15 protein-coding genes and 1 pseudogene are annotated in these 26,419 nt (G+C 66.6%); 6 read left to right on the top strand and 10 right to left on the bottom strand.

The features are described 5' to 3' along the window. Window positions 1-499: 499 nt before the first annotated feature. From rpoD to sucC, 7 genes are all read right to left on the bottom strand, one after another. On the bottom strand, window positions 500-2,386 hold the full coding sequence (gene rpoD / locus WAF18_RS04765; RefSeq protein ID WP_337244116.1) for an RNA polymerase sigma factor RpoD: 1,887 nt from the start codon (window positions 2,384-2,386) through the stop codon (window positions 500-502). Window positions 2,387-2,440: 54 nt separating this feature from the next. After that, window positions 2,441-2,878: a D-aminoacyl-tRNA deacylase gene (gene dtd, locus WAF18_RS04760; protein ID WP_337244115.1), complete on the bottom strand. Its 438-nt coding sequence runs from the start codon at window positions 2,876-2,878 to the stop codon at window positions 2,441-2,443. Window positions 2,879-3,438: 560 nt separating this feature from the next. After that, window positions 3,439-5,088 (bottom strand): NAD+ synthase, encoded by a 1,650-nt coding sequence (locus WAF18_RS04755; protein ID WP_337244114.1) that lies wholly within the window; start codon window positions 5,086-5,088, stop codon window positions 3,439-3,441. Continuing rightward, window positions 5,078-5,392, bottom strand: coding sequence for a CcdB family protein (locus WAF18_RS04750; protein ID WP_337244113.1), 315 nt, complete (start codon window positions 5,390-5,392; stop codon window positions 5,078-5,080). The genes WAF18_RS04755 and WAF18_RS04750 overlap by 11 nt, the downstream gene beginning before the upstream one ends. Beyond that, a complete protein-coding gene (locus WAF18_RS04745; protein ID WP_337244112.1) occupies window positions 5,389-5,691 on the bottom strand; it encodes a type II toxin-antitoxin system CcdA family antitoxin in 303 nt (100 codons plus the stop codon). The genes WAF18_RS04750 and WAF18_RS04745 overlap by 4 nt, the downstream gene beginning before the upstream one ends. Before the next feature lie 309 nt (window positions 5,692-6,000). Further along, window positions 6,001-6,873, bottom strand: coding sequence for a succinate--CoA ligase subunit alpha (sucD, locus tag WAF18_RS04740; RefSeq protein WP_241945328.1), 873 nt, complete (start codon window positions 6,871-6,873; stop codon window positions 6,001-6,003). A gap of 26 nt (window positions 6,874-6,899) precedes the next feature. Next, window positions 6,900-8,063, bottom strand: a complete 1,164-nt coding sequence (gene sucC / locus WAF18_RS04735; protein WP_337244111.1) for an ADP-forming succinate--CoA ligase subunit beta — start codon at window positions 8,061-8,063, stop codon at window positions 6,900-6,902. A 194-nt stretch (window positions 8,064-8,257) separates the two neighbouring features. Between sucC and WAF18_RS04730 the strand changes: the two genes are divergently transcribed. Then, window positions 8,258-9,832 (top strand): ATP-binding protein, encoded by a 1,575-nt coding sequence (locus WAF18_RS04730; RefSeq protein ID WP_337244110.1) that lies wholly within the window; start codon window positions 8,258-8,260, stop codon window positions 9,830-9,832. A 177-nt stretch (window positions 9,833-10,009) separates the two neighbouring features. Continuing rightward, the gene (locus WAF18_RS04725) at window positions 10,010-11,407 is read left to right on the top strand and encodes a sigma-54 dependent transcriptional regulator (protein WP_337244109.1); all 1,398 of its coding nucleotides are present in this window, start codon (window positions 10,010-10,012) and stop codon (window positions 11,405-11,407) included. A gap of 91 nt (window positions 11,408-11,498) precedes the next feature. Here WAF18_RS04725 and WAF18_RS04720 read toward each other — a convergent pair whose 3' ends face one another. Continuing rightward, window positions 11,499-13,433, bottom strand: coding sequence for a diguanylate cyclase (locus WAF18_RS04720; protein ID WP_337244108.1), 1,935 nt, complete (start codon window positions 13,431-13,433; stop codon window positions 11,499-11,501). Window positions 13,434-13,521: 88 nt separating this feature from the next. On the opposite strand from WAF18_RS04720, the gene WAF18_RS04715 reads away from it, so the two are divergent. The 4 genes and pseudogenes from WAF18_RS04715 (at window position 13,522) to WAF18_RS04700 (ending at window position 19,125) form a co-directional block, all read left to right on the top strand. Further along, a complete protein-coding gene (locus WAF18_RS04715; protein WP_337244107.1) occupies window positions 13,522-14,991 on the top strand; it encodes an ATP-binding protein in 1,470 nt (489 codons plus the stop codon). A gap of 965 nt (window positions 14,992-15,956) precedes the next feature. Beyond that, the gene (locus WAF18_RS04710; protein WP_337244106.1) at window positions 15,957-17,048 is read left to right on the top strand and encodes a hypothetical protein; all 1,092 of its coding nucleotides are present in this window, start codon (window positions 15,957-15,959) and stop codon (window positions 17,046-17,048) included. A 388-nt stretch (window positions 17,049-17,436) separates the two neighbouring features. Beyond that, a pseudogene (locus tag WAF18_RS04705) lies at window positions 17,437-17,526 on the top strand (prepilin-type N-terminal cleavage/methylation domain-containing protein); the annotation flags it as partial. A 798-nt stretch (window positions 17,527-18,324) separates the two neighbouring features. Then, window positions 18,325-19,125, top strand: coding sequence for a hypothetical protein (locus WAF18_RS04700; RefSeq protein ID WP_337244105.1), 801 nt, complete (start codon window positions 18,325-18,327; stop codon window positions 19,123-19,125). An 86-nt stretch (window positions 19,126-19,211) separates the two neighbouring features. Here WAF18_RS04700 and aqpZ read toward each other — a convergent pair whose 3' ends face one another. Beyond that, complete coding sequence (gene aqpZ, locus WAF18_RS04695) at window positions 19,212-19,913, bottom strand: aquaporin Z (protein ID WP_337244104.1); 702 nt, start codon at window positions 19,911-19,913, stop codon at window positions 19,212-19,214. 108 nt (window positions 19,914-20,021) lie between these two features. After that, complete coding sequence (locus WAF18_RS04690; RefSeq protein WP_337244103.1) at window positions 20,022-26,408, bottom strand: autotransporter-associated beta strand repeat-containing protein; 6,387 nt, start codon at window positions 26,406-26,408, stop codon at window positions 20,022-20,024. Between the last annotated feature and the right edge of the window lie 11 nt (window positions 26,409-26,419).

The following is a 26,419-nucleotide window of genomic DNA, read 5'->3' as shown; positions in this document are numbered from 1 at the left end:
CGGCTACGCCCCGCCAAAAGCGCCTTTGCCGGGCAGTAGCGGGTGTTCGCTTCGGACGGGCAGCGGCCTGCCGGCCGGAAGCCGCTTTTCCCTCGGTCAAGGCATCCTGCCTTGACTCGGGCGCGCGCCATCCATGGCGCGCTCGACGCGGCCACCGGCCGCCAGTCCGCTGCCTTGAGCGTTCGCAACTCGGACTTCGGGTAAGCGCAACGTTTTCTGTTGGAAGAAGTCGAAGTGATTTGAGCCTCAGCAGCGTGGTGTACAGAGCTGTGAAAGCCATGAGCGCACAACCATCGCGCAGCACTGCCGCAAGTCCACGCCAACCCACGCGTGCTTCGCGTAGCTAAGCCGCGCAGCGGCATTGACCACGGGGAGCAGGCTTCCGGCCGGCAGGCCACTCCACTGGCCCAACCCGACGCAGGCTCCTCCCGCACTTCGGCGATCGGCCACAAAAAAGCCCGCCTTTCGGCGGGCTTCTTCGCATCTCGATATCAACGGATCACTCGACGTCGAGGAAGCTCCGCAGCTGTTCGCTGCGCGAGGGGTGACGCAGCTTGCGCAGCGCCTTGGCCTCGATCTGACGGATCCGCTCGCGGGTCACGTCGAACTGCTTGCCGACTTCCTCGAGGGTGTGGTCGGTGTTCATGTCGATGCCGAAGCGCATCCGCAGCACCTTCGCCTCCCGCGGGGTCAGGCCGGCGAGCACGTCGCGGACCGTCTCCATCAGGTTGGTGTTGGTGGTCGCGTCGATCGGGGACTCCACGTTGGTGTCCTCGATGAAGTCGCCCAGATGCGAGTCCTCGTCGTCGCCGATCGGGGTCTCCATCGAGATCGGCTCCTTGGCGATCTTCATCACCTTGCGGATCTTGTCCTCGGGCATATCCATTTCCTTGGCCAGCTCCTCCGGCGTGGCCTCGCGGCCGTACTGCTGGAGCATCTGACGGGAAATGCGGTTCAACTTGTTGATCGTCTCGATCATGTGCACCGGAATCCGGATGGTGCGCGCCTGATCGGCGATCGAACGGGTGATCGCCTGACGGATCCACCACGTGGCGTAGGTCGAGAACTTGAAGCCGCGGCGGTGCTCGAACTTGTCGACCGCCTTCATCAGGCCGATGTTGCCCTCCTGGATCAGATCCAGGAACTGCAGGCCGCGGTTGGTGTACTTCTTGGCGATCGAGATCACCAGGCGCAGGTTGGCCTCGACCATCTCCTTCTTGGCCTTGCGGGCCTTGGCCTCGCCATAGGCCATCGCCCGATTGATTTCCTTCAGGTCAGCCAGGGTCACGCCCATGGCCTTCTCGATCGCCAACGTGGCTTCCTGCTCGGCGACGATCTGGTCGCGCACGTCCTTCAGGCCGGACGACCACTTCTGCTTGCGCTTGATCATCTCGTCCGCCCAGCCAGTATTGGTCTGGTTGCCGTCCCAGGCGCGGATGAAGTCCTTGCGCGGCATTTTGGCGACGCGGGTCGACAGGTCGAGGATGCGGCGCTCGTGGTCCTTGAGTTCGCCGACGACGTCGCGCAGCTTGCGCACCAGCAGGTCGCTCAACGGCAGCGGCAGCTTGAAGGTCATGAACTGGTCGGCCATCTCGCCGCGCAGCTTGACCACCGGCTTGGCCGACGCGCCGTTCTTGGCATAGGCCTTCTGGAACTTATTGAACAGGTCGGCCAACACCTCCATGCGGCGCGCGACCTCGGCCGGGTCCGGACCGCTGGGGCCGCTGCTCTCTTCCTCGTCGCCGCTGTCGTCGTCGGCATCGTCGTCGTCGCTGTCGTCATCGTCCGCATCGGCAGCGACCGGCGCAGGCGCATTGCCGGCAGCGGCCTCTTCCTCGGCAGCGAGTTCTTCGAGCAACTGATCGTTGAAGCCGACCACGACTTCGGCCAGGCGCTTCTTGCCGGCCTTGTGCAGCTCGTATTCCTCGAGCAGCAGCTGGACCGACCACGGGAAGCTGGCCACCGAGGCCATCATCTGGTTCAGGCCTTCCTCGATGCGCTTGGCGATGGCGATCTCGCCCTCGCGGGTCAGCAGCTCGACCGTGCCCATCTCGCGCATGTACATGCGCACCGGGTCGGTGGTGCGACCGCCTTCGGTATCGAGCGAGGTCAGCGCCGCGGCGGCTTCCTCGGCCGCGGTCTCGTCGACCTCGCGGTTGCCGCTCGACTCACCCGCCAGCAGCAGCGTCTCGGCGTCGGGTGCGACCTCATGGACATCGATGCCCATGCCGTTGATCATGCCGATAATGTCTTCGATCTGCTCCGGGTCGACCATGTCGTCGGGCAGGTGGTCGTTGACCTCGGCGTAGGTCAGATAACCCTGCTCCAAGCCCTTGCTGATCAGGAGCTTGATATCGGACTGCTGGGCGGGACGTTCATTCGCCATGTGGCGCACCGTTGTCAAAGTGAACCCGTAATTATACCACCTGCAGGGCCGGGGTCATGCCCGCAGCAGGAAGGTGACCGGGCCGTCGTTGACCAGGCTGACCACCATATGGGCCCCGAACTGCCCCGTTTCCACCCCCCCATGCCGGGCACGGCAGGCTGCGACCAAGTGACTGAAGGTCCGTTCAGCCTCCTCGGGTGGCGCGGCGGTACTGAAGCCGGGCCGGTTACCTGAGCGAGTGTCGGCGGCCAGTGTGAATTGACTGACCAGCAGCAGCCCGCCGCCGGTCTGCGCCAGCGACCGGTTCATCCGGCCAGCTTCGTCGGCGAACACCCGATAGGCCAGCAACCGCTCGGCCATCCGCGCGGTTTGCGCCTCGTTGTCCCCGGGCTCGATGCCGACCAACGCCAGCAGTCCCGGCCCGATCCGGCCCACGACCTCGCCGTCGACCCGCACCGACGCCTCGCTGACCCGCTGGATCAAGGCGAGCATGACGCCACCGCCGCGGCCGGCCGCTCGGACCGTCCCCTCGCGCCCTTCGCCGCTACGCCCCCATCCCGGCCTTCCCCCGCTCGCGGGGGAAGGAGCGAAGCGCTGCCCCCATCCCAGCCTTCCCCCGCAAGCGGGGGAAGGGGCACTGCGACGCTCCTTGCAAATAGGCCTGTCGCGCGCTGTCCGTCGCCCTCCCCCGCTTGCGGGGGAGGGTTGGGTGGGGGCAAGCGATCAGACGATGCAGACGCCAAGGGCGAGCGACGGATGAGGAAGGCCGCCCCATCCATCCCGCGCCTCGACGTTACGCCCCCATCCCAACCTTCCCGCGCAGGCGGGGGAAGGCGCACTGCGGCGCTCCTTGCAAATAGGCCTGTCGCGCGCTGTCCGTCGCCCTCCCCCGCTCGCGGGGGAGGGTTGGGTGGGGGCCAGCGGTCAGGTGATGCAGACGCCAGACACGAGCGACGAATGAGGAAGACCGCCCCCATCCATCAGGCGCCTCGACGTTGCACCCCCATCCCAGCCTTCCCCCGCAAGCGGGGGAAGGAGTGAGGCGCTGGCCATCAACCCGAGTACCGGTTGCTGATCGGATAGCGGCGCTCGCGGCCGAAGGCGCGGCGCGAGATCTTCGGGCCGGGGGCGGCCTGGTGGCGCTTCCACTCGCTGGTGCGCACCAACCGCAGCATTCGGTCGACGGTCGTCGCGTCGAAGCCGGCGGCAACGATCTCGTCGCGCGACTCCTCCTGATCGACGAAGCGGCGCAGGATCGCGTCCAGCACGTCGTAGGGCGGCAACGAGTCCTGGTCGAGTTGGTCGGCGCGCAGTTCGGCCGACGGCGGCCGGTCGATGACCGCCGGCGGGATCACCGGGCTGCCGGCGACCGTGTTGCGCCATTTCGCCAGCCCGAAGACCTCGGTCTTGTAGAGATCCTTCAGCGGCGCGTAACCGCCGCACATATCGCCGTAGATCGTCGCGTAGCCGACCGCGTACTCGCTCTTGTTGCCGGTAGTCAGCAGCAGCCCACCGTGCTTGTTGGACAGCGCCATCAGGATCGCGCCGCGCGTGCGCGACTGCAGGTTCTCCTCGGTCACATCGGGCGCCGCGTCGCCGAAGGCCTCAACCAGCGTGTCGAGAAACCCCTGGAACGGCGGCTCGATCGGGATGGTCAGCATGCGCACGCCCAGGTGCTCGCACTGCTCGGCCGCCAGGTCGTTGCTCAAGCCGGCGGTGTAGCGCGACGGCAATCGCACCGCCGTGACGTTATCTGCCCCGAGGGCATCGACCGCCATCGCCAGCACGACTGACGAATCGATGCCGCCCGACAGCCCCAGCCACACCTTCGAAAAACCGTTCTTGCCGCAGTAGTCGCGCAGCCCGCGCACCACCGCGCGCCAGGCCAGCGCGTCGATGCTCTCATCGCCATCGTCGACCCAGAGCACCGGCGTGAAGCCGCGGCGCTGCCGGTTGTAATCGACCACCAGCCATTGGTCGTCGAACGCGACCGCCGCCGGGTGCACGGTGCCATCGGCATCGGCGACAACTGAGGCGCCATCGAACACCAGCGCATCCTGGCCGCCGACTACATTGACGTAAGCCAAGGCCACACCGGCATCGCGCGTGCGCTCGGCCAGCAAGGCGTCGCGCTGGCGATGCTTGCCACGCTCGTAGGGCGAGGCGTTGGGCACGACGACCAGTTCGGCGCCGGCGCGCACGGTGTCGTCGAGCGGCTCGGGGAACCACAGGTCCTCGCACACCAACACACCGACCGGCACGCCGCGCACGTCGATCACGCACGAACCGCCATCGGGGTCGACGTGGAAATAGCGCCGCTCGTCGAAGACGTTGTAGTTGGGCAACTCGCGCTTGCGATACGTCCGCTCGACCTTGCCGTCGCGCAGCACACTGGCGGCGTTGTAGAGCACGCTGCCGGCCGATTCGGGCCAGCCGACGACCGCGACGATGCCGTGCACGTCCTTGGCGACCTGCATCAACGCCGCCTCGCAGTCGATCAGGAAGCCCGGCCGCATCAGCAGGTCTTCGGGCGGGTAACCGCTGATCGCAAGTTCGGGGAAAACGACGATGTCGGCACCGAACTCGGTCTTCGCCTCCTCGATCATCGCGGCGATGCGTTCGGCATTGCGCCCCACGTCGCCGACTGGAAAGTCGAACTGGGCCAGGGCGATGCGCAGGGAGCGGGCGGGGTCAGAGGCCATACGTCAGGAAATCCAGGGCTTCGATGATGCGCAGTCGCTCGCCCGACAGGTCCGCGACCTGTCGACCGAGCATCTGCATGGGTACGCTGGTGATCTGCGCAGTGTCCATCACCATCGTGTGTCCGGCGACCGGCAGCGCCGGCATCAGGCGGGTAAGCAGCGGGCCGGCCTGCTCGGGTGGAATCAGCGGCACGACGACACGCGACTCCACGGTGTCGATCAAATCGCTCTGCACGTTCAGCCAACAGGGCACCGCGCGACGCGAAGCCGGATCGGCATTGGCATAGACACAGAACTGGCTCATACCCCCGTCGGGTCCTTCAGCGATGCCTTGAATGCGCGAACGTGGTCGCTGGCGAGCCCGTCGCGGGCGATGCGCGCGTTGTACGCGGCCATCGCCTCGCGGTTCTCCTCCCGCCACTGCGCGCGCCTGCGGGCGCGCACCTCGGCTTCCAACGCCTTTTCCAGCGTCGCCGACAGGTTGATGTCGAGCGCACGCGCCTGTTCGAGCAATCCCTGGTTGATGCTGACATTGGTCGCGCGCTTGCCGTAGCCGGCATAGTCTTCGCGAATGCGCATAAGGCGGCCCTCTTCGATGCGCATCGAGCATGCGCATCGACCGACACCATGTCAACCGCCTGGTCGGACTGGCGGCCGACCGGTGCAGATACACGTCTGCCGACTGCGCGAGCGTGACCGCTCCGCAGCCCGCAGACGCGCAGAGCGGGCTTGCCCACGGCACTCGACGCCACCACCGGCGGTCAATCCGCCGCTGTGAGCGTTCAGACACAGAGTCGCCCGCAGGGCGTCTGGCACCATCGGCCTCAGCTCGCAGGATTCCAAGGGCGGCGCAACCACGAAAAAGGCCGCCCGGAGGCGGCCTTTTCGAGAAGCACCGGTTTCCCGGATCGCTTACTTGACCAGTTCGGCGATCGCCGCGCCCAGGTCGCCCGGCGAACGGACGGTCTTCACACCGGCCGCTTCCATCGCCTTGAACTTGCCTTCAGCCGTGCCCGAGCCGCCCGACGCGATCGCGCCGGCGTGGCCCATGCGCTTGCCCGGAGGGGCCGAGGCGCCGGCGATGAAGCCCACGACCGGCTTCTTGACGTGCGCCTTGATGTACTCGGCGCCCGCTTCCTCGGCATCGCCGCCGATCTCGCCGACCATGATGATGCCCTCGGTCTGCGGGTCTTCGTTGAACAGCTTCAGACAGTCGACGAAGTTCAGACCGTTAATCGGGTCGCCGCCGATGCCGATGACCGTCGACTGGCCCAGGCCCGCCGCCGTGGTCTGCTTGACGGCTTCATAGGTCAAGGTGCCGGAGCGCGAGACGATACCGATCTTGCCCGGCTGGTGGATGTGGCCCGGCATGATGCCGATCTTGCACTCGCCCGGGGTGATCACGCCGGGACAGTTCGGACCGACCAGGGTGACATCGGGGTGCGACTTGAGCACGTTCTTCACGCGCAGCATGTCGAGCACCGGAATGCCCTCGGTGATGCACACGATGACCTTGATGCCAGCAGCTGCGGCCTCGAGGATCGCGTCGGCCGCGAACGGCGGCGGCACGTAGATCACCGACGCATCGGCGCCAGTGGCTTCAACCGCCTCGCGCACGGTGTTGAACACCGGCAGGTTGATGTGGGTGGTGCCGCCCTTGCCGGGGGTCACGCCGCCGACGACCTGGGTGCCGTACTCGACCATCTGGGTCGCGTGGAAGGTGCCCTGCTGGCCGGTGAAGCCCTGCACGATGACCTTCGTATTCTTGTTGATCAGAACAGACATTGAATGATTTTCCTGGTCGCGTGGGGTCAGGCGGCAACGGCCGCGACGGCCTTCTTGGCGCCGTCGTTGATGTCGTCGGCCGGGGTGATGGCCAGGCCGGATTCGGCCAGCAGCTTCTTGCCCGCTTCCACGTTGGTGCCTTCCAGACGGACCACGACCGGCACCTTGACGTCCACTTCCTTGACCGCGGCGATGATGCCCTCGGCGATCATGTCGCAGCGCACGATGCCGCCGAAGATGTTGACGAAGATCGCCTTGACCTTGTCCGAGGACAGGATGAGCTTGAACGCCTCGGTCACGCGCTCCTTGGTCGCGCCGCCGCCGACGTCGAGGAAGTTGGCCGGCGAACCGCCGTTGAGCGCGATCACGTCCATCGTCGCCATCGCAAGGCCCGCGCCGTTGACCATGCAGCCGATGTTGCCGTCCATCGTCACGTAGTTGAGGTCGTACTCGCTGGCACGCACCTCGGCCTCGTCTTCCTGGGTCGTGTCGCGCATCGCGGCCAGATCCTTGTGACGGAAGGTCGCGTTGTCATCGCTGTTGACCTTGCCGTCGAGCGCGTACAGGTCGCCGCTGTCGAGGATCGCCAGCGGGTTGAGCTCGACCAGCGCCAGATCCTTCTCGTTGAACAGCCGATACAGGCCGCCCATGATCTTGGCCAGCTGATTGGCCTGCTTGGCGTTGAGGCCGATCTTGAAGCCGATGTCGCGGCCCTGGTAGGCCTGGAAGCCTTCGACGAAGCCGACGTTGAGGGTCTCGATCTTCTCGGGGGTCTCGGCAGCGACCTGCTCGATATCCACGCCACCCTCGCTGGAGACGATGTAGGTGATCGACTGCGTGCCACGGTCGACCAGCACCGACAGGTACAGTTCCTTGGCGATCTCGCCGGCCTCGGTCACCAGCACCAGGTTCACCGGCAGGGCGACGCCCGCCGACTGGTAGGTCGCCATGTTGGTGCCAAGCATCTTCTCGGCGGCGGCCTTCACGTCATCGTGGGTCTTGCAGAACTTCACGCCACCGGCCTTGCCGCGGCCACCGGCGTGGATCTGGGCCTTGACCATCCAGGGGCCATCGCCCAGGGACTTGGCTGCTTCGACTGCTTCGTCGGCGGTGGACGCAACGCGCCCGGCCGGCACGGGGATGCCGTAATCGGCAAACAACTGCTTCGCCTGGTATTCGTGGAAGTTCATGTGGGGTCCGTACGGGAAGGAAATGTCGCCGACCGCCGGCGGGCGCACAGGGCGCGGCGGGCCGACGGGGTCCGCCATTCTCGCGCATGCGCGCCCGCCGGGCAAAACCGGGGGGCGGCCGGGACTGTCGGCGCCTGCCTATACTGGCGCCGGACCGTCCCCCTGGAGCCCCCGTGCCGCTGGCCGCCCCCGCGATGTCCCGGTCGCTGATGCAGCGCGAACTGGCCCTGTTCTCGCTCTACCGGGTCCTGGAGGCCGCACTGCTGGCGCTGGTCGTCTTCAGCCCCTGGGGCGAGGCGCTGGGCGGCGTGGAGATCGCCGCGATCGCGGTGCCGGTGAGCCTGGGCTACCTGGTCGCCTCGGTGGGCCTGTTGATCCACGCCCGTGCGCCCAACCCGGACTACGCCGCCCACGCGACGGTCGGCATCGGCGTGGACATCCTGGTCGCAGCGCTGACCAGCCATGCTGCGCCCGATGTCGCGCCCGGTGTGGCGATGCTGCTGCTGTTCAATGTCGCGGCCGCCTCGCTGTTCGTGAACCTGCGCGTCAGCCTGCTGATCTGCGTGGCGGCGGCCGCGTCGCTGCTGATCGGCCCGCTCGTGGGGCTGACCAGCGCTCGCGCGCCGACGCGCCCGGTCGCCGAGCCGCTGATGTTCGCGCTCGGCCTGTTCGCCGCCGCCTCGCTGACCCGGCTGCTGGGCAAGCAGATCCGCGAAAGCCAGGCGCTGGCCGACCACCACGAGGCCGAGGCCGAAAGCCTGGCCGAGATCAACGAGCTGATCATCCGCCGCATGCAGACCGGCGTACTGCTCGTCGACGGTGCCGGCCATGTGCGCCGGGCCAACGAGGCGGCACTTGCGCTGCTCGATGCCGACGGCGACCCGCATGGCCGCCCGCTATCGCGCCTGTCGCCGCCGCTGGCGCTGCGCCTGGCCAGTTGGCTGCGCAGCGGCAGCAGCGACGACGCGCCACTCGCCTTGCGCGAACATGTCGATGTCATGCCGCGCTTCGTGCGCCTGCTCGCCGACGGCGACAACACCCTGGTGTTCCTCGACGACACCTCGCTGGTCACCCGCCGTGCCGAATCGCTGACCCTCGCCACGATGGGCCGGTTCTCCGCCAGCCTCGCCCACGAGATCCGCAACCCGCTGGCGGCCATCAGCTACGCGACGCAGTTGCTCGAAGAATCGGACGCCATCCAGGATGGCGATCGCCGCCTGTTACAGATCGTCCACCAGCAATGCGTGCGCACCAACGGCATCGTCGAAAGCGTGCTCGGCCTGGCGCGCCGCGAACGCGCCCGGCCCGAACCCGTCGAACTGGTCGCTGCTGCGCATGCGTTCGTGCAGGACTACCGGCTGATCGTCACCGACGATAACGCCAGCCTGGATGTGGACTGCGACACCGCCTGCGTACGCGCGGTAGTCGACCCCCGCCACCTGCACCAGGTGCTCACCGCACTGGTCAACAACGCCGTGCGCTATGGACGCCAGCCCGGCGAGCCGGCGCGCATCACCTTGCGCATCGAAGACGGCGAGCGCCCCTGCATCAGCGTGTGCGATCGCGGCCCCGGCATCGAGGACACCGCCCTGGCGCAGCTGTTCCGACCGTTTTTCACTACCTCCGAAAGCGGCACGGGCCTGGGGCTCTACATCGCCCACGAACTGTGCCGCGCCAACGAAGCACGGCTCGACTATGTCCCGGCACCGGGTGGCGGCGCCTGCTTCCGGATCGCGCTCTCAGTACGGCGCGGTACGCTGCGCGGCTGAACCGCAGCCTGCCTCTCGCACAGGCCCGGACGACGAGGAAAACGCACAAACCCTCACGAAAACAGGCTCCCGGCCGCGTTCGGTGTGACCGGCGTCACCAGTGTGACCCTCGTCACTATTGGCAAAAGCTGTCACTATGGGTCACCCCGCAAAAGCCAAGCGTCCAGCCAGATTTCGATGAGCGAGCACCGCAGCGCCCTGATCGTCGACGACGAACACGACATCCGCGAACTGCTGGTCCTCACATTGGGCCGCATGGGCCTGCGCACCGATACCGCGCCGAATCTCGCGGCTGCTCGCGAACTGCTGGCCAACGGTCACTACGACCTGTGCCTGACCGACATGCGCCTACCCGATGGCTCGGGCCTGGACCTGGTCGGCGAAATCAACACGCGCTTTCCCGGCACCCCGGTCGCGGTGATCACCGCCTACGGCAACGTCGAAGCCGCAGTCGATGCGTTGAAGGCCGGCGCGTTCGATTTCGTCAGCAAGCCCGTCGACATCAACGTGCTGCGCGGCCTGGTGCGCCAGGCGCTGGAACTGGGCGAGCGTGGTCGCCACAGCGACGACGCGGCCGGCGGCCGCCTGCTCGGCAAGTCCGAGGCCATGGTCACGCTGCGCAATACACTGGCCAAGGTGGCACGCAGCCAGGCGCCGGTCTGCATCAACGGCGAATCGGGCACCGGCAAGGAACTCGTCGCGCGCATGCTGCATGCGCAGAGCGCACGCGCCGGCGGGCCGTTCGTGCCGGTCAACTGCGGCGCGATTCCCACCGAACTGATGGAAAGCGAGTTCTTCGGGCACCGCAAGGGCAGTTTCACCGGCGCGCACAGCGACAAGCCGGGCCTGTTCCAGGCGGCCGAAGGCGGCACGCTGTTCCTCGACGAAGTGGCCGAACTGCCGCTGCCGATGCAGGTCAAGCTGCTGCGTGCGATCCAGGAAAAATCGGTGCGCCCAGTCGGCGCCTCGGCCGAAGTCCAGGTCGACGTGCGCATCCTGTCGGCCACGCACAAGGACCTGGCGACGCTCGTCGACGAAGGCCGCTTCCGCCACGACCTCTATTACCGCATCAACGTCATCGGCCTGACCGTGCCGCCGCTGCGCGAACGCGCCGGCGACCTGCCGCTGCTGTCGGACGCCATCCTGCGCCGGCTCGCCCAGGCCATGCGCCGTCCGGCGCCCGTGCTCGCGCCGGACGCGATCGCCGCCCTCGAAGCGCACGCCTTCCCCGGCAATATCCGCGAACTGGAAAACATCCTCGAACGCGCACTGGCGATGGCCGACGGCGACCGCATCACCGCCGCCGACCTGCACCTGCCGACCGCCCAGCCCGGCATGGCCGGCAGCCACGCCGCGGCGGCCCAGGTCGGTGCCCGCCTGCCACCCGACCCGCGCACGCTCAGCCCCTATGAGACCGCCGGCACCGCCCTGCCCTCGTACATCGAAGACATCGAGCGCGCCGCGATTCAGCAGGCACTGCAGGAAAACCGCTACAACAAGACCAAGACCGCAGCCGTGCTCGGTATCACCTTCCGCGCCCTGCGCTACAAGCTCAAGAAGCTCGGCATCGACTGAAACCGAGCCGGAGCGAAACCGGGGTCAGAGTGCAATTTCTTTGAAATTGCACTCTGACCCCGGTTTTGGTACTAGATCCCGGCTTCTTGGATCACGGCCGCTTGACCGTCTCCTGTCGCACCGGACCGCCGCCGCCTCGCGTGCCCCCCGTCGCCTTGGGCCGCACCTGTGACCAATCCATCGGACGGTTGCCGCCGATCTCGATCCAGCCCTGCTGCAAGGCATGAGTGGGATTGTCCAGCACGCTGTAGACATCCACCCCATTACCGGCCTCCAGCCCCCAGACGCCCGCCCAAGCGTTGCGGCCGGCGCGCTTGGCGACGTACAGCGCCCGGTCTGCAACACGGATCGCATCCTGCCAGCGCGGCGCGTCGCCCGGGAACACCGGCAACGACGACACCCCGGTCGACACCGTCAACGGCAGCGTGCCGCCGCGGCCATCGTCCACGCGCAACCGCTCGATCTGCCGACGCAGATGCTCGGCGAGCGCAAACGCCGCCATCCGCGACGTGTCGCCACGCGCGACCAAAAACTCCTCACCACCCCAGCGCGCCACCACATCGCCCGCGTCGCAGGCCTCGCGCAGACAGCGAGCGACCTCGACCAGCGCAGCGTCGCCGATGTCGTGCCCGAAGCGATCGTTGATCGACTTGAACGCATCCACATCCAGCAGCAGCAGCGCCGCCCTCCGGCCGTCGGCGGTCAGCGCCTGCAGCGCGCCATCGGCGGCGCGGCGATTCGCCAGCCCGGTCAAGGGATCGATCGTGCTCAACTCCGCCAAGCGATGCTTTTGCCGACGCGTGCGGACCAGCAGCGCCAGCGAGACCAGCGCGATGATCGCCAGCGCAGCCAGCCCGAGGTCGCGCAGCGTGCGATTGCGCGCCGCGGCCTGGCGCGCGACGACTTGTTCGGGCTGCAGATCGCGTTCCGCTTCAGCCTGTAGTCGCGCCAGCTGCCGAGCCGTCTGATCACGGCTGTTCGCCCGGTCGAGTTCACGCGCGCGACTCGCATACTCGGCCGCCGCGTTCGTGTCGCCCAGCGCAGTGGCGACATCCGCCATCAGATACAGCGAACTGCGATGACCCGACGGCATCCGCGCGTCTTCAGCGAGCGCCAACGCACGTTCGGCGTAGGGCTTGGCAGCCTCGGCTTGCCCCTTGGCCAGCAGCACCCGGGCCAAGCCATCAGTGGCGCCTGCCTCAGCGCTGGCATCCCCCATCTCGCGCGCTCGTTCAATCACCGAGCGAAACAGTGCCTCAGCCCGCTGCAGATCCCCCTCATTACGAGCTGTTTCCGCGCGGTGGATCCCGACCCTGTTGCGAATACCCTGCATGTCAGGGAACTTGGCCGCTGCTGCGTCGACCTCGTCGAACAGAACCGAAGCTTTCTCGAGCTTGCCGATCTGCGCCAACGTCACTGCCAGATCGTGACGCAGCGTGATGTTTTGCGGCGTGTCCGGCATACCCAATTTGCGATCAAGCGCCAACGCCTGTTCGAAGAACGGCAACGCACCTTCAGGATCGTCGAAATCGTTCCCTCGCAGATGGGCAATCGTGATCAGTGCGTTGAGCTGCTCGGGCGCGTTCTTGGTGCGCATTGCCTCGGACAGCGATGCCTGCACCAACTCGAGCGCGAGATCCGGTCGACCCGTCCGGGCGACCAGTGGCGCGATCCGGTTATGCCCATTTATCCGCAATTCGGCAGGCAGCCCGGGATCGTCCAACAACGCAAGCGCTTGTGTCGCAGTTTGCTCGGCCGCCTCGCCTTGCCCCGACGACAACTGCGCCACACCCAGACAAAGGGTCGCCATCGCCCGGGCCTCGACCGGCAACCCGCCGTCGGCCAGCAGCGCCTGCGCCGCGACCAGGCCCTGTGCAGGCTCGATCGCCGCCAGGTGGTGACAATGCCGAATCCGATCCGCATACGGGGGGGCGGCGGGTGCGCTCTGGGCCAGCACGGACACGCAAGGCAGCGCGAACGCGAGCAACAGCACCGCACGGGCGAGACGAACGGAACAATGGGGCATCAGGAACCTCGGCGGACGGCAGCGCCATGGCGCTGGAGAGGAGACGCGGGCCGCCACCCAATATACTCGCTGCCAGGGGGAACACATGATGTCAGGCAAGCCGAGCTCCAAATCGACAGGGACCGTACCGCCACGACCCGATGCCGCACGACCGTCGCGCGGCCATGAGTCACCGCCCGATTCGGTCGTCCACCGCAATGCGGCCACGCTGCAGGGCGTGCTCGCCGTTTACGGCGTGTACCACCCCGTGGCCACCGCGCTGGGCTGGGAACGCCTCGGCGGCCCTACGGATCCAGTCGCCCTAGGGCTGGCGTTCGCCCACATCGCACTGATCTGGGGCAGCTTCGTTGCTGCACGTCTCGGTTTCTGCCGCCAGGCTGCCCAAGCGTTCGTGTTCGGAAGCCTCGTCGTGCTGTCGATCGCCTACCCACGCTGGGGCCTCACGGTCCTCGGCCCGCAACAGATGCTGCACCTGCTGCCGATCCTGGTCGCTGGCGTTCTCATCGGGCGCCGTACGTTATGGGCCGCCACCGCCTGGCTGGGCGGCCTGCTCATTCTCGGCGCCTGGACCGACACGCGCGCACTGATGGTCAGCCCCGATCACGTTTGGCGCGTCTCGTTCAACGTGAGCGCGGCGCTGGTCGGCCTGACGCTCGTCGCCTTCGTCCTCGACCAAGCCCTGATCGCTCTGCACCAGAGCCTGGGCCTCGCCCGCCAGCGCGGCACCGAACTCGCGCGCGCCCGCGACCGGCTGCTGCTGGAGATCGAACAGCGCGAGCGCCAGCAGACCCAGTTGCTGCACGCCCAGAAGATGGAGGCCGTCGGCCGCCTGGCCTCGACCATCGCCCACGACTTCAACCACCTGCTGGCACTGGTGATGGGCCATGCCGGCCGTGGCCTCGCCAGCGACGACCCGGCAGAGATGAAAGCGGCGCTGCGCGGCGCCGAATCCGCCGCGCGCCGCGCCGGCGAGGCCAGCCACCGCCTCGTCGACTTCAGCCGCCACGAGGACACCGCGCCCGAGACCTTCGACGCCGTCGAGGCCATTGCCGACCTCGAGCCCGTGCTACGACGGACCTTCCTGTCCACGGTCGACGTGGTCCTCGACCTCGACCCGAGCACCGCCCTGGCGATCCACTTCGACCGCGCCCACCTCGAACTGATCCTGCTCGGCCTGGCCACCAATGCCCAGCAGGCGATGCCCGACGGCGGACGGTTCACGCTGTCCGTCGCCCCCTACGCTCTCGACCGGGTCGAGATCATCGCCCGCGACACCGGACGCGGCATGGACGCCACCACCCGCGCACGCTGCTTCGAGCCGTTCTTCACCACCCGCCCCCCCGCCCAGGCCACCGGCCTCGGCCTTGCCGTCGCCGCCCATCTCGTCCGCGAAGCCGGCGGCGACATCACCGTCGAGAGCGCACCGGGCCAAGGCAGCGCCTTCCGTATCGTGCTGCCGCGGCAAGAACAGGTGCAGGAGACAGCGCCGCGCACTCGCCCGTCTCGGACTCCGAAGGTGCAGACACAGCGGGTCCCTCAGACAGGCCGCAATAGCTGACGTCTTGATCGACAGCCGGCAGGAGTAAGACGCGAGAAGACGCGGGCTCGACCGTGCTTGACGCCCTCGGGATTGACGTTCGCCAAGCTGCCTTCGCCGCCAACGCACGCCATCAAGAGGCGTTGAAGGACATGCTGCCTCCGGTTCCCGAGTAGGAACGCGCGATCCAGAACTTCTTGTGAGCACGATCACTCGCGATCAAGTCATCGCGCATTGCGCGCCTCACTCCCTCCCCCGCTTGCGGGGGAGGGCTGGGGTGGGGGCGACGACCGATCGTCTCGAACCACCAGAGAGCGACGCAGGCGTTCAGCCTCCTCGAGAATGTCAGTAGAGGCCTTGAAGCTGTCGGAGAAGGGGCGTTGGTCGCGGCGAACAATATTTTAATGCCGCACCACAGGCCGAGAGGTAACCCGGGTTGCGAGTCTCTGGCGAGGTGCCAAGACCGCGCTCGATACAATTCAATCCGCTGCCGTCCGACTTCCGACCATGAGAACGACATTTAGCGATCAAGCACTTCAGTGGTATCTGCGTCATCACCGCGAGAAGTCTGCGGCAAGCCAGCGACCGAGGGTATCGAAACCCCCGCAACCCATGCGCTAACACCAGGCCGCTTCCCAAGCGGGAACAACTGCTCAAGAAGTAGGCCAGTCGGCATGAGCGCTGATGCGCGGCAGGTGTGGGACCGGCGAGGATGCCGACTGCTGAGCGGGCATCAGGACCTCTAGAAGTGCCGCATCTACGTTCGCGAAGGCGACTGATTTAGCCAACGAACATTTGAGAACCGGCTGTTTACCGACAATGTTGGATCCTCAGACACCAAACGCGAAAGCGAATTGCACTGCATCGCTTCGGCGACGTCAAACCCAGCACCGCGACTGAGCCCCTCAATTTTCTCCGGCTTCCGCCGATGGACAGTTGGCAGCGCAATGGCAGCGCAGAGAATCACAGTTTCATGGAAATATGAAATGTCCGACACGCAACCCCCGCTTCACACACGCTTAGCAGCTGACCTCGGCCCCACGCTGGAATGGCTGCACAAACGTGCATGGCCAATAGGCGGCATCGGTTTAGTCGCAACCTTGGTGTGTCTGCTGCACTACGCCAGGCAGGAGAGGATCCCCCTTGATCTGACTTCGCCGTCAGTGATCACCGCAGTACCAGTGCTGTTCGCTTTAATCGTACTTGCGTCCGCTTTATTATCCCTGATCTTCTTGACACCATCGTGGCTGCTTTCATGGTCCTTATATGTCGGGGATCCGCCGCTAGGCGAATCGTTGAAACCGTTGGATGCCAACCCTAAAGCTGCCAAGAAGATGCTCGCCGCCCGCCGCCGTCTCGGTTTCGGCTGGATAGGCACATCGATTGCACAGGCGCTTACATTGCTACTCGTCGGTCAGCTGACGGAAACTTGGCCGCCTGGGCTATCAGTCCTAACCAGCGCATTAGCGACTGTAATGCTCGGCGCACTTGTCGTCTTGCAAATCCCCCCACAACCAACGCGCCGCTGGTCATTCAGCACGTACTGGAACGCGCTCGCTATAGCCTTCGCCCAACTGGTTTGCATGCTGTCATTGCTTTTACTTTACCCGCGGCACGCACCCGACTGGCCGACAACCCTGAGCATGGCGGCCGCAACGCTCGTCATGGTGAGCATCGTCCAACTGGGTACCTATCAATTTGTCCAGCGACTTCGATGCCGTCCGCATCCGCTGGGCGAAGCATTGGCAGCCGGCGCGGTACTGATGCTGCTTGTCACGATCGCCATCCCGCCCGCAGGTTCCGCATTGGCGAGCTTCGCACTACGAGCCCCACTTACCGGCGGCGCGGCTTGCGTCCAGATCACCTGGGTCCCTGATCGCGCGCCCGAAGGCGTGGACCGCCGGCTACGCGTCGTCGCGCCGGCCGGCGACACGCTGCTCGTCCAACGACCCGGCGCGCCGGAGACCACCTACTTCATACGGCGCGACGCCATCCTGGCCATGGCCGGTATCGACTGCCGGGACGCCGAACAACGAGCAAACGACGAACAAGCTCAGGCTGCACAAGACCTCCATTGACTCGCTCACGCCTGTGTCTAAAGCAGCGGGCGGCGTCGCCTAGTGACCTGCATAACAACGCTGGCTCAAGTTAAGCGATACGCCGTCGATATCAGTTCCGTAATCTCGACGCATGAGCTACCTAGCTTGATCTGCGACGGGCATCACACAAGACCACTGCCACCACCTGACGCGAAACGTCACAACACGCCCCTAACTGACAGCTTCGGGGCGGAACGCTCACGGTTGTTCACCTAAAACGCGTTCAGAAAGCCCGAGCCAACGCGCTCGCACGATTGGCACGACCCATGCGATACCCCTAGTCACGTGCATGTCGCACGGCTGCCCACGGATCGGCACCCGCCGCCTTCCAGGCACGTGAATCCATCCACCCTTGGGGAGTTGCTCCATGAAGACGCAGAAAGGTTTCACCCTGATCGAACTGATGATCGTCGTTGCGATCATCGCCATCCTGGCCGCCATCGCGCTGCCGGCTTACAACAACTATCGCGTCAAGGCAGCAGAGAACGCTTGCCTCGGTGAGGCAAAGGCATACATGAACTCGGCCGTTTCTGCGGTGCATGCCAACATGACTATCGATGATTACGTTCCGAAGGCATGCGCGAGCAAGACGGGGGAAGTAACTGCAGCAACCGTCGCTTCGAAGGGCTCCGTCGTGTTTAATCCGACCAGCAGTCCTGCCGGCCAAACTTCGACTACTTGCAATGCGGGTACCGCTAGCTGCGCTCTGACCGCCAGCACCAGCGGTGGCGGCAATACGGGTGGCGGTAACACCGGCGGCTGATAGCGAGTACTATTTTTTGTGATCGCTCATTGCGATCGCTTAAAAGCCCCGCCTAGGCGGGGCTTTTTGTTGCAAGCCACAGAGCAGAAGCCTTGCAATCGCCATGACCCACTACGCTTGGCGACGCGACGATCATCCGTCTCAGTCCATGGCCGCAGTCACGCAATTCGGTCACAGGAAGCAGGAAATCCCTGCGCCCATCAAGGGATTCCCTGACACCCGCGCGCTTACCCTCGCCGCAGGCCTCGGCAAACTCGGCCTCAAGGAGCGTAGAAACTCCTCTGCAAGCGGTCTCCACCTCCGTCAAACCGGTGGGTTTTTCGCGCCCGTATCCTGACGGTCGCAGACCGACGCGCTGCCTGCGTCGGGAGGGCGGCTAATACAACACCCTTCGGGGAAATACGCCCGCCGTCTTGCAGCGGTTTCTAACCTCCCGACTTCCCGTCGCCGATTCCCGGTGCGCGGGGCCTTTCATGGAATGAGGAGGTTGAGATGTCGCATGACACGTTGAACGATCCGGGCACGGGCTATTTCCTGCCGGAAGACAGCCAGCTTCGGCTGAAGCAGTTGCACACCTACATTCATTTCCTGTCCCGGCTGGCACGCCCGCGTACGCACGACGGGGCCAGTGAGTGGGCGCCGGAGGTCGGCATGGACGAGTTGGCCACCTGCCTGGCCCTGCTGGCCGACCAGGCAGAGCTGGTGTTGAACGACCTGACGTGGGGCGCCGACTTCCCGCGCATGGCAGGCGAGGCGGATGCGGCCGAGGACGACGAAGACGAAGACGAAGACGAGAGCGACGAGGTTGCAGACGCTCCCGCTACCAGCACGGCGCACGCCACGGCCGATGCATCGACTGTGGCAGAACCCGAGCTTGGGTTCGAAGGCCAGGTCGCCGCCGTGGATGCGGCAGGCCGCTGGGTCGATCCAGGTGGCGACCGGCTGGTGTTCGGCATGAGCGTCGATCAGGCGGATGCGCTCGGTGAGATCATCATGACGCTCGCGGCGCATGGTGATGTCATCGCCTCGAGCGAGGACAACGCCCTGGCCGATGCCACGCTGCCCGCGCTCAGCCAGGCGATCGTGGGCGGCGCTGACGCACTCCGGAAGCTGATGGAAACGGTGGAAGATCAGATGATCCTGCCGCCGACCAAGCGCAGTAGCGTGCGCGAGCCGCGGGCAGCCTACGGTGTGAACGCCATGCACGACGACAATGCCGCCATCCCGGGCTGGCCGCTGTCGGCACACCCGCCGCTGGGAACGCACGCATCCACTCGACCGCGCCCGCACTGACCCGCCCACCGAAGCGCGGGTCACTATCAAAAGCACGGGCCGCGGATCGATCCGCGGCCCGTGCGCCTTACGGTGTCGCCGCTTCCTCAGAGCTCGCGACGCGGCGCCAGCACTAGCCGATGCAGCACACCGCCAGCCGCGCCGCCAACGAGTGGCACCAGCCAGAACACCCACAGCTGCTGCAACGCCGGGCCCGCCGCGAACAACGCCACGCCCGTGCTGCGCGCCGGGTTGACCGAGGTATTGGTGACCGGAATGCTCACCAGGTGGATCAGGGTCAGCGCCAGACCGATCGCCAGTGGCGCGAACGGCGCGGTCACCGGCTTGGCGGTCACGCCCAGTACCACCACGGTGAACAGCATCGTCAACACGAACTCGATAACGATGGCCGCTTCCAGCGGATAGCCGGCGGGCGAATGCGCACCGTAGCCATTGGTCGCGAATCCCTGGCTGAGGTCGAAGACCGGGCTGCCGCTGGCGACGTAGTACAGCACAGCCGCCGCGCAGATCGAGCCGGCCGTTTGCGCGATGACGTAAGGCACCACGCGGCCTGCGGTGATGCGCTTGGCCACCCAGCACGACAACGTGATCGCCGGGTTGAAGTGACCGCCCGAGATCGAGCCCAGGGCATAGGCCATGGTCACGACGCTCAAGCCGAACGCGAACGACACACCAAGGGTGCCGATCCCCGCACCAGGCGACGACGCCGCCAACACCGCAGCGCCGCAGCCGCCCAGGACCAGCCAGAAAGTACCGATGAATTCCGCGACCAGGGGTTTGAAGTTCATGTGGAGCGCACCTCTTTCAGGGAAATGAACCGCCGGATGGCGGGTGGAATCGAACGTGCCGGACGCCCTGGATCGGGCGCCGGCGCACGTTCAAAAGCAAAACGGGAGTTACCAGCCCACCTTCACGCCGACGTTGGCAGACAGGTCGTCGCTGCGCGCCCGGCTCTGATCGCCATGCGCCCAGAGCTTGTTCACCTCGCCGAACACGCTTACCTCACGGTTCACCGACAACGTGCCGCCCATCGCCAGTTCGCTGCTGCGGCCGCCGGTCGGGGTCACGATGTCCGCCGTCGCAGACGGGCCGATGAAGCGCGACACGTCCTCGTCCGAGCGCGTGCGGTAGTAGTTCACTCGCGTGTACGGCTGCAACAGCCCCGCGCCGGTCTCGAATGCACCCTTCAGCCGCACGCCCGCGCGTGCGGTCAGGCTGTCGGCCGTGTCCTGCTGCACCAACGCATTTGCGATCTCGACGTCGTCGTTGCTCAGACGCTGGTGCATCAGCTGCAGCTGCGGCTCGAGTTGCCAGTCACGTCCGATCGGGAACGCTTGGCCGATTTCCACCGACACCGTCCGGCTGTCGCCATCGCCGGCCACCCGGTCGCCCAGCGTGGGGATGAGCTTGTAACGCGTGCGCCCGCCCTGCAGCACGGTATCGACGTAGAAGCCGCTCTCGCCTAGGAAGGTCGCGTACAGGCCAGCGAAGCGTTGGTCCAGATCGGTGCGACCGACCGGCAGATTCGTACTGCCGCGGGCTGAGCCTTCGACCTGCATCTCGCCGGCCAACGTGCCGAAGTACGCACCCACGTGCCAGTTGCCGCCGGCCCAGACATCGGAGCCGATCTGCAGGCCGTTCTGACGACCACGGCTGCTCGGCGTCGCATCGCCGCCTTGCTTGAGGCTGCGGTCGATGCTGACCAGACGGCCCCAGGACTGGCGGTCGCCCGCTGCGGCCGAGCCGCTGCCCATCGTCACGTCGCCGAGGCGCTGGTGCAGGTTGCCGAGCATGCCAGACGCCGACTCACGCAGTTGCGCATTCAACGAAGCGAACAGCGGCGTTTCGCCTCGGTTGGTCGAGCGCAGGTACCAGTTTTCGCCAAGACCCGCGGCGTCGGCTGCATGCAGCCGGTACTCGAACGCGCCTGCTTCGACATACTCGCCGACCAGCGCAAAGCCGTCCTGGGTGGTCTGTGCGGTGGTCGTGGCACCATTGATCGCGCGCACCAGTTCGATGCCGTCGCCAGTCGTCTGTGCGCCCAACCCCTCGCGGTTGGTCAACTCGATTGACGTGCGTCCACTCACCGCGCCGCCGTCGATCACCAGCCGGTCGGTCGGGCTGGACGAATCGCCCAGCGCCGCGCTCATCCGCAGCACACCGCCATCGCCAACATAGTCGCCGCGCACCGTCAGCGTCGTGCCCGGGGTGGCCCCCATCAGTGACACGATGCCGGCATTGCGCAGGCCGCCGACGGTCTGGTCGTAGCCGGCGAGGTCCAGCGTGCTGCCACTCGCGATGGCATGCCGCGAATTGGCACTGAAGGCATTCGCCATCGCCGCCTGTAGCGAACCCGAGGCGACCTCGGTCACGCCCGCATAGGTGTTGCCGCCGCCGAAGGTCACCCGGCCGGCGCCATCCTGGCGCACGCTGCCGCTATCGGATACCACACCATCGAAACGCACCGCATCGGACCGGTCGAACACCAAGGTGCCGGCGTTGGCGACGTTGCCGACCAGACTGCCGGTGGTCCCGCCATCGCCCACCTGCAGGGTGCCGGCCGAGATCGTCGTCCCGCCAGTGTAGGTGTTGTCGCCGGTCAGTACCGTGGTGCCGGCCCCCGCCTGGGTCAGATGCCCGGTGCCCGAGATCGTGCCGGCCAACGTGATGGCATCGGCGCGATCGATCACCAGCGCCGCGTCGTTGACCACGTTGCCCGCCAGGCTGCCCGTGGTGCCGCCGTCGCCGACCTGCAAGGTACCGGCCGAGATCGTCGTGCCGCCAGTGTGGGTGTTGGCACCGGTCAGCACGGTGGTGCCCGCGCTCATCTGGGTGAGATGGCCGGTGCCAGACATGGCACCGGCCAGCGACACGGCGTCACTGCGGTCGATGGCCAGCGTGCCGTTGTTGACGATGTCGCCAACGATATGACCGCTGGTCCCGCCGTCACCCAACCGCAACGTGCCGGCCGAGATCGTCGTGCCGCCGGTGTAGCCGTTGTCGGCCGTCAGCGTCAGCGTGCCGGTGCCCGCCTTAGTCAGCGCGCCCGCGCCATCGATCGCACCGCCCAGCGTCACCGCGTGGGACTGCATGTCGATCGTGGCACCGCCAGCCTGCGCGGCGATCGCGCGATCGCTGTCCAGATCCGCCAATGCCCGCAGCGTGCCGCCGTCGAGGGTCAGGCCGCTGGTGGAAGCACCGAGGTTGCCGTCATTGGAGATCGCCACTGCACCGCCGGTCACCGTCGTGCCACCGGTGTAGGTGTTGGCACCGCTCAGCACCAGGGTGCCGGCATCGGTCTTCACCACACCGACGTCACCTTGCAGCACCGCGTCGATCGTCGCGGTGTACCCCGCGCCCGCCGTCGTGCCGTCGCCAACGCGGATCGTGGCTCCATTCGCATCGTCAGGAACCAGCGTCAGCGCATCGCCCTGCACGCGATAGCCATCGGTCGCGAACTGCATGCCACCGGCGACCACATCGCCCAGGCTGTTGTCGACATCGACTGTGCCCGCCGCACCGGCGAAGATCGCAAACGCGCCACTGTTGTGCGGGGCATTGAGCGTGCCGTCGGCATCGGTCCAGTTGTCGTTGCCCGCACGCGCCTGCCAGGCCCCGTTGCCGCCGCTGATCGTGCCGTCGTTGCGCCCCCCCGCGTCGCCGTCCCAGAAGTTCAGGGTCAGTCCGGTCGCGTTGACCAGGTTCACCTGCTGGGCGATCGAGGTCTGCACGCTGATCTGCGCCGGATCCAGCATCGTGCCCAGATCAAGGCCGTTGTTGGTCAGCGCGCCGCCATAGCTGACGACCCGGTAGAGCCCGGTGTCGAACACGCCGCCTGGAGCCTGAGCGACGTTCAAGGTGCCATCGAGCACCAGGTCGCCCTCGACGGTCGTCAGATCGTTGAGCGGGCCGCCCACGACGCCGGCTTGGCCGAACTGGTAGTCGAACACCGCACCTTCGGCCAGCGACAGGTCGCCGGCAATGGTCAACGTGCCTGGCGCACCGGCCGTGGCGCCCGGCGCCAGCGTCGCACCACTGCCCACAGCAACGTCACCACCGATGACGCCGGCACCTCCGATCGTTGCGCCACTGGCGACACGCGTGGCGCCGGTCGCACCACGCTGATCGCCGTTGATCAGCAGCGTGCCGGCTGCAACATCGGTCGCACCGGTGTAGTTGTTGGCGCCGGAGAAGGTCGTGGTGCCGGTGCCGTTCTGGGTCACAGTGCCCGTGCCGGAGATGAAGCCGTCCATCGCCACCGCATTGCTGCGGTCGATCACCAGCGCGCCGTCGTTGACGATGTTGCCGACGACGCCGCCGGTCGTACCGCCGTTGCCCAGCTGCAGCGTGCCGGCCGAGATCGTCGTGCCGCCGGTGTAGGTGTTGTCGGCGGTCAGCGTCGTGGTGCCGGTGCCCGCCTGGGTCACCTTGCCGGTGCCGGAGATCGTGCCCGCCATCGCAACCGCATTACTGCGGTTCACGATCAGCGCACTGTTGTTGACCACATCACCGACCAGACCGCCCGTCGTGCCACCCGTGCCCAGCTGCAGCGTGCCGGCCGAGATCGTGGTGCCGCCGGTGTAGGTGTTGTCGGCCGTGAACGTCGTCGTGCCAGTGCCGGCCTGGGTGACCTTGCCGGTGCCGGAGATCGTGCCGGCCAGCGTGGCCGCGTTGCTGCGATTGATCACCAGCGCGCCATCATTGGCGATGTTGCCGATCACGCTACCGGTGGTGCCGCCATGGCCCAGTTGCAAGGTGCCGCCTTCGATCGTGGTACCACCGACATAGGTGTTGTCGGCGCCCAGCACCAACGTGCCGGCGTCGGTCTTGGTCACCGCGGTGTCGCCCTGCAGCACCGCATCGATGGTCGCGGTGTAACCGGCGCCGGCGGTCGTGCCGTCGCCGACACGCAGCGTCGCGCTTCCTGTTCCATCGTCGACCAGCGTCAGCGCGTCGCCCTGGACCCCATAGCCACTGGTCGCGAACTGCAAGCCGCTTGCGGTCACCGCACCGGCATCGTTGTCCACATTCACCGTACCGCCGGTGCCAGTGAAGATCGCGAACGCACCATCGGTGTACAGCGCGTTGATCGCACCATCGCGATCGGTCCAGTTGTCGCGTCCGCGCGGTGTCCGCGCCTGCCACGTCCCGTTGCCGCCGCTGATCGTGCTGTCGTTGCGGCCGCCGGCGTCGCCATCCCAGAAGTTCAAGTTCAGGCCAGCGGCGTTGACCAGGTTGACCTGATTCGCCACCGAGGTCTGGACGTTGAACGTCGCCGGGTCGAGCATCGTGCCGAGGTCCAGGCCGTTGTCGGTCAGGCCGCCGCTGTAACTGATCACGCGATACAGGCCACCGCCGAAGGTGCCACCCGGCGATGCCGTTGCGTTCAAGGTGCCATCGAGCACCAGGTCGCCCTCGACCACGGTCAGGTCGTTGAGCGGGCCGCCGACCGTGCCGGCCTGGCCGAACTGATAGTCGAGCGTGCTGGTCCCGGCCAGCGACAGGTCGCCGGCGATGGTCAGCGTGCCCGGGGTGCCTGCGGTCGCGCCCGGCGCGAGCGAGGCGCCGCCCGCGATGGCGACATCGCCGCCGATCACGCCCGCGCCGCCAAGCGCCGCGCCACTGGCCACCGTGGTCGCACCGGTCGCGGCGCGCTGGTCGCCATTGACCAGCAACGTGCCGGCCGCCACTTGGGTTGCGCCGGTGTAGCGGTTGGCGCCGGTCAACGTGGTGGTGCCCGCACCCGACTGGGTCACGGTACCGCTGCCCGAGATCGCGCCACCAAGCGTGATCGCGTTGCTGCGATCGACCACCAGCGCCGCGTTGTTGACGATATCGCCGACCACACTGCCGGCCGTTCCGCCATTGCCCAGGCGCAGGGTGCCGGCCGAAATGGTCGTGCCGCCGGTATAGGTCTGAGCGGCGGTCACCGTTGTCGTGCCGGCGCCGGCCTGGGTCAGGCTGCCGCGGCCCGACATTCCGCCGCCAAGCGTATAGGCGTTCGACCGGTCGATCACCAACGCACCATTATTGACGATGTTGCCGACCACACTGCCGGTCGTGCCGCCATTGCCCAGACGCAGCGTTCCGGCTTCGATGGTCGTGCCGCCGGTGTAGGTGTTATTGCCGGTGTAGACCAGCGTGCCGGGGCCGCGCTTGCCGACACGCTGCCCATCGCCAGTCAGCGCCTGGGAAATCGTGAATGTGTTGGTCGGACTAGCGATGTCGAAGGCACCGCCACCCGCCGTGAGTTCAATGCGCCGCGCGGTGCTGGTGAACGTATCGCCCGTCACACGCAACGTACCGTTGGCCAGCAGCCTGAGGGTCCCGGAACTCGCGCCAAGGGCACCGTCGGAGGCCACCGCCAGCGAGCCGAGGAGCACCTGCCAAGGCGTGACCGCAGTTGTCGTGCCAGTCAACGTCCAATTCGACGCCGGCACGAGGAAGATACCGAAGCCCCGGTACTTCGCGGCATCGCCGATCTCGCTGGCGTTGAATGTGCCAGCGACCCCGTCCACGCCACCGAGGTACAACCCGTCCGCGCGGCTGAACGCGACGACATTCCCATTGATGACGCTGCCCGGCTGCACTTCGACCGAGTTTCGCCCGCCGGTGAAGAGAATCGCGTTGGCTCGACTGCCGTCGGCGTTCTGACCACCGGTGAGAACGCCGGAGTTGATCACGTAGGCGTTGTTGCCGCGGATGGCATTACCGCCGGGTTGTCCGCCGCCGCCACTGTTGCCGCCGGTGATCGTGCCGAGATTGCTGATTCGTGGATCTTCTGTCTCCGGGTCGGGCGCACTGATGACAAGACCGTGCCCGCCACTGCGGCCTGGACCGCCGTTCGCGCCGGAAATCCGGCCCGTGGCAGTGTTGATTAGGTCTGTACCATTCTGAGTTAAGGAAACGCCATTGCCAGCGTTGCCATTGACCGCGCCACTCCCCCCGCCGACGATCGTCCCGCTGTTGCGATGGTCGTCCCCGCCTGAAATCAACGCGCCCCAACCACCGGTATTGGCGGCCGTTCCGGGCTCGCCCCCGATGAGCGCCCCGGTATTGTTCATGAAGTTCGTGCTGTTGAACGTCCCGCCGGGTGCGCCATCCTGGGCATGCGCGAAGGGGATGCCCGCCGCAAACAGGCTGACCGACAGCAAGGCCGCACCGAGCGTACGGCTGCTTGCTGCCGATTCACTGGTTGCGGGACGACGGCGTCGTGCCAGTTCGCTGGTCACAACCCAGCGACGGATGGAGACATTCCAGCGGAGTGCGTAGATGCGATTCATGCGACAAAGTC

Source organism: Luteimonas sp. gir, assembly GCF_037198055.1.
GTDB lineage: Bacteria > Pseudomonadota > Gammaproteobacteria > Xanthomonadales > Xanthomonadaceae > Luteimonas > Luteimonas citri_A.
This window is presented reverse-complemented; position numbering and strand designations above follow the sequence as displayed.

Excerpts from the sequence above, each read along its gene's own strand:
- WAF18_RS04745 (WP_337244112.1), bottom strand. The coding sequence starts at position 5,691 with ATGCGCATCGAAGAGGGCCGCCTTATGCGCATTCGCGAAGACTATGCC.
- WAF18_RS04710 (WP_337244106.1), top strand. The coding sequence starts at position 15,957 with ATGTCCGACACGCAACCCCCGCTTCACACACGCTTAGCAGCTGACCTC.
- WAF18_RS04755 (WP_337244114.1), bottom strand. The coding sequence starts at position 5,088 with ATGGCCTCTGACCCCGCCCGCTCCCTGCGCATCGCCCTGGCCCAGTTC.
- sucD (WP_241945328.1), bottom strand. The coding sequence starts at position 6,873 with ATGTCTGTTCTGATCAACAAGAATACGAAGGTCATCGTGCAGGGCTTC.
- WAF18_RS04750 (WP_337244113.1), bottom strand. The coding sequence starts at position 5,392 with ATGAGCCAGTTCTGTGTCTATGCCAATGCCGATCCGGCTTCGCGTCGC.
- WAF18_RS04720 (WP_337244108.1), bottom strand. The coding sequence starts at position 13,433 with ATGCCCCATTGTTCCGTTCGTCTCGCCCGTGCGGTGCTGTTGCTCGCG.
- WAF18_RS04700 (WP_337244105.1), top strand. The coding sequence starts at position 18,325 with ATGTCGCATGACACGTTGAACGATCCGGGCACGGGCTATTTCCTGCCG.
- aqpZ (WP_337244104.1), bottom strand. The coding sequence starts at position 19,913 with ATGAACTTCAAACCCCTGGTCGCGGAATTCATCGGTACTTTCTGGCTG.
- WAF18_RS04725 (WP_337244109.1), top strand. The coding sequence starts at position 10,010 with ATGAGCGAGCACCGCAGCGCCCTGATCGTCGACGACGAACACGACATC.
- WAF18_RS04730 (WP_337244110.1), top strand. The coding sequence starts at position 8,258 with ATGTCCCGGTCGCTGATGCAGCGCGAACTGGCCCTGTTCTCGCTCTAC.
- sucC (WP_337244111.1), bottom strand. The coding sequence starts at position 8,063 with ATGAACTTCCACGAATACCAGGCGAAGCAGTTGTTTGCCGATTACGGC.
- WAF18_RS04690 (WP_337244103.1), bottom strand. The coding sequence starts at position 26,408 with ATGAATCGCATCTACGCACTCCGCTGGAATGTCTCCATCCGTCGCTGG.
- WAF18_RS04715 (WP_337244107.1), top strand. The coding sequence starts at position 13,522 with ATGTCAGGCAAGCCGAGCTCCAAATCGACAGGGACCGTACCGCCACGA.
- rpoD (WP_337244116.1), bottom strand. The coding sequence starts at position 2,386 with ATGGCGAATGAACGTCCCGCCCAGCAGTCCGATATCAAGCTCCTGATC.
- dtd (WP_337244115.1), bottom strand. The coding sequence starts at position 2,878 with ATGCTCGCCTTGATCCAGCGGGTCAGCGAGGCGTCGGTGCGGGTCGAC.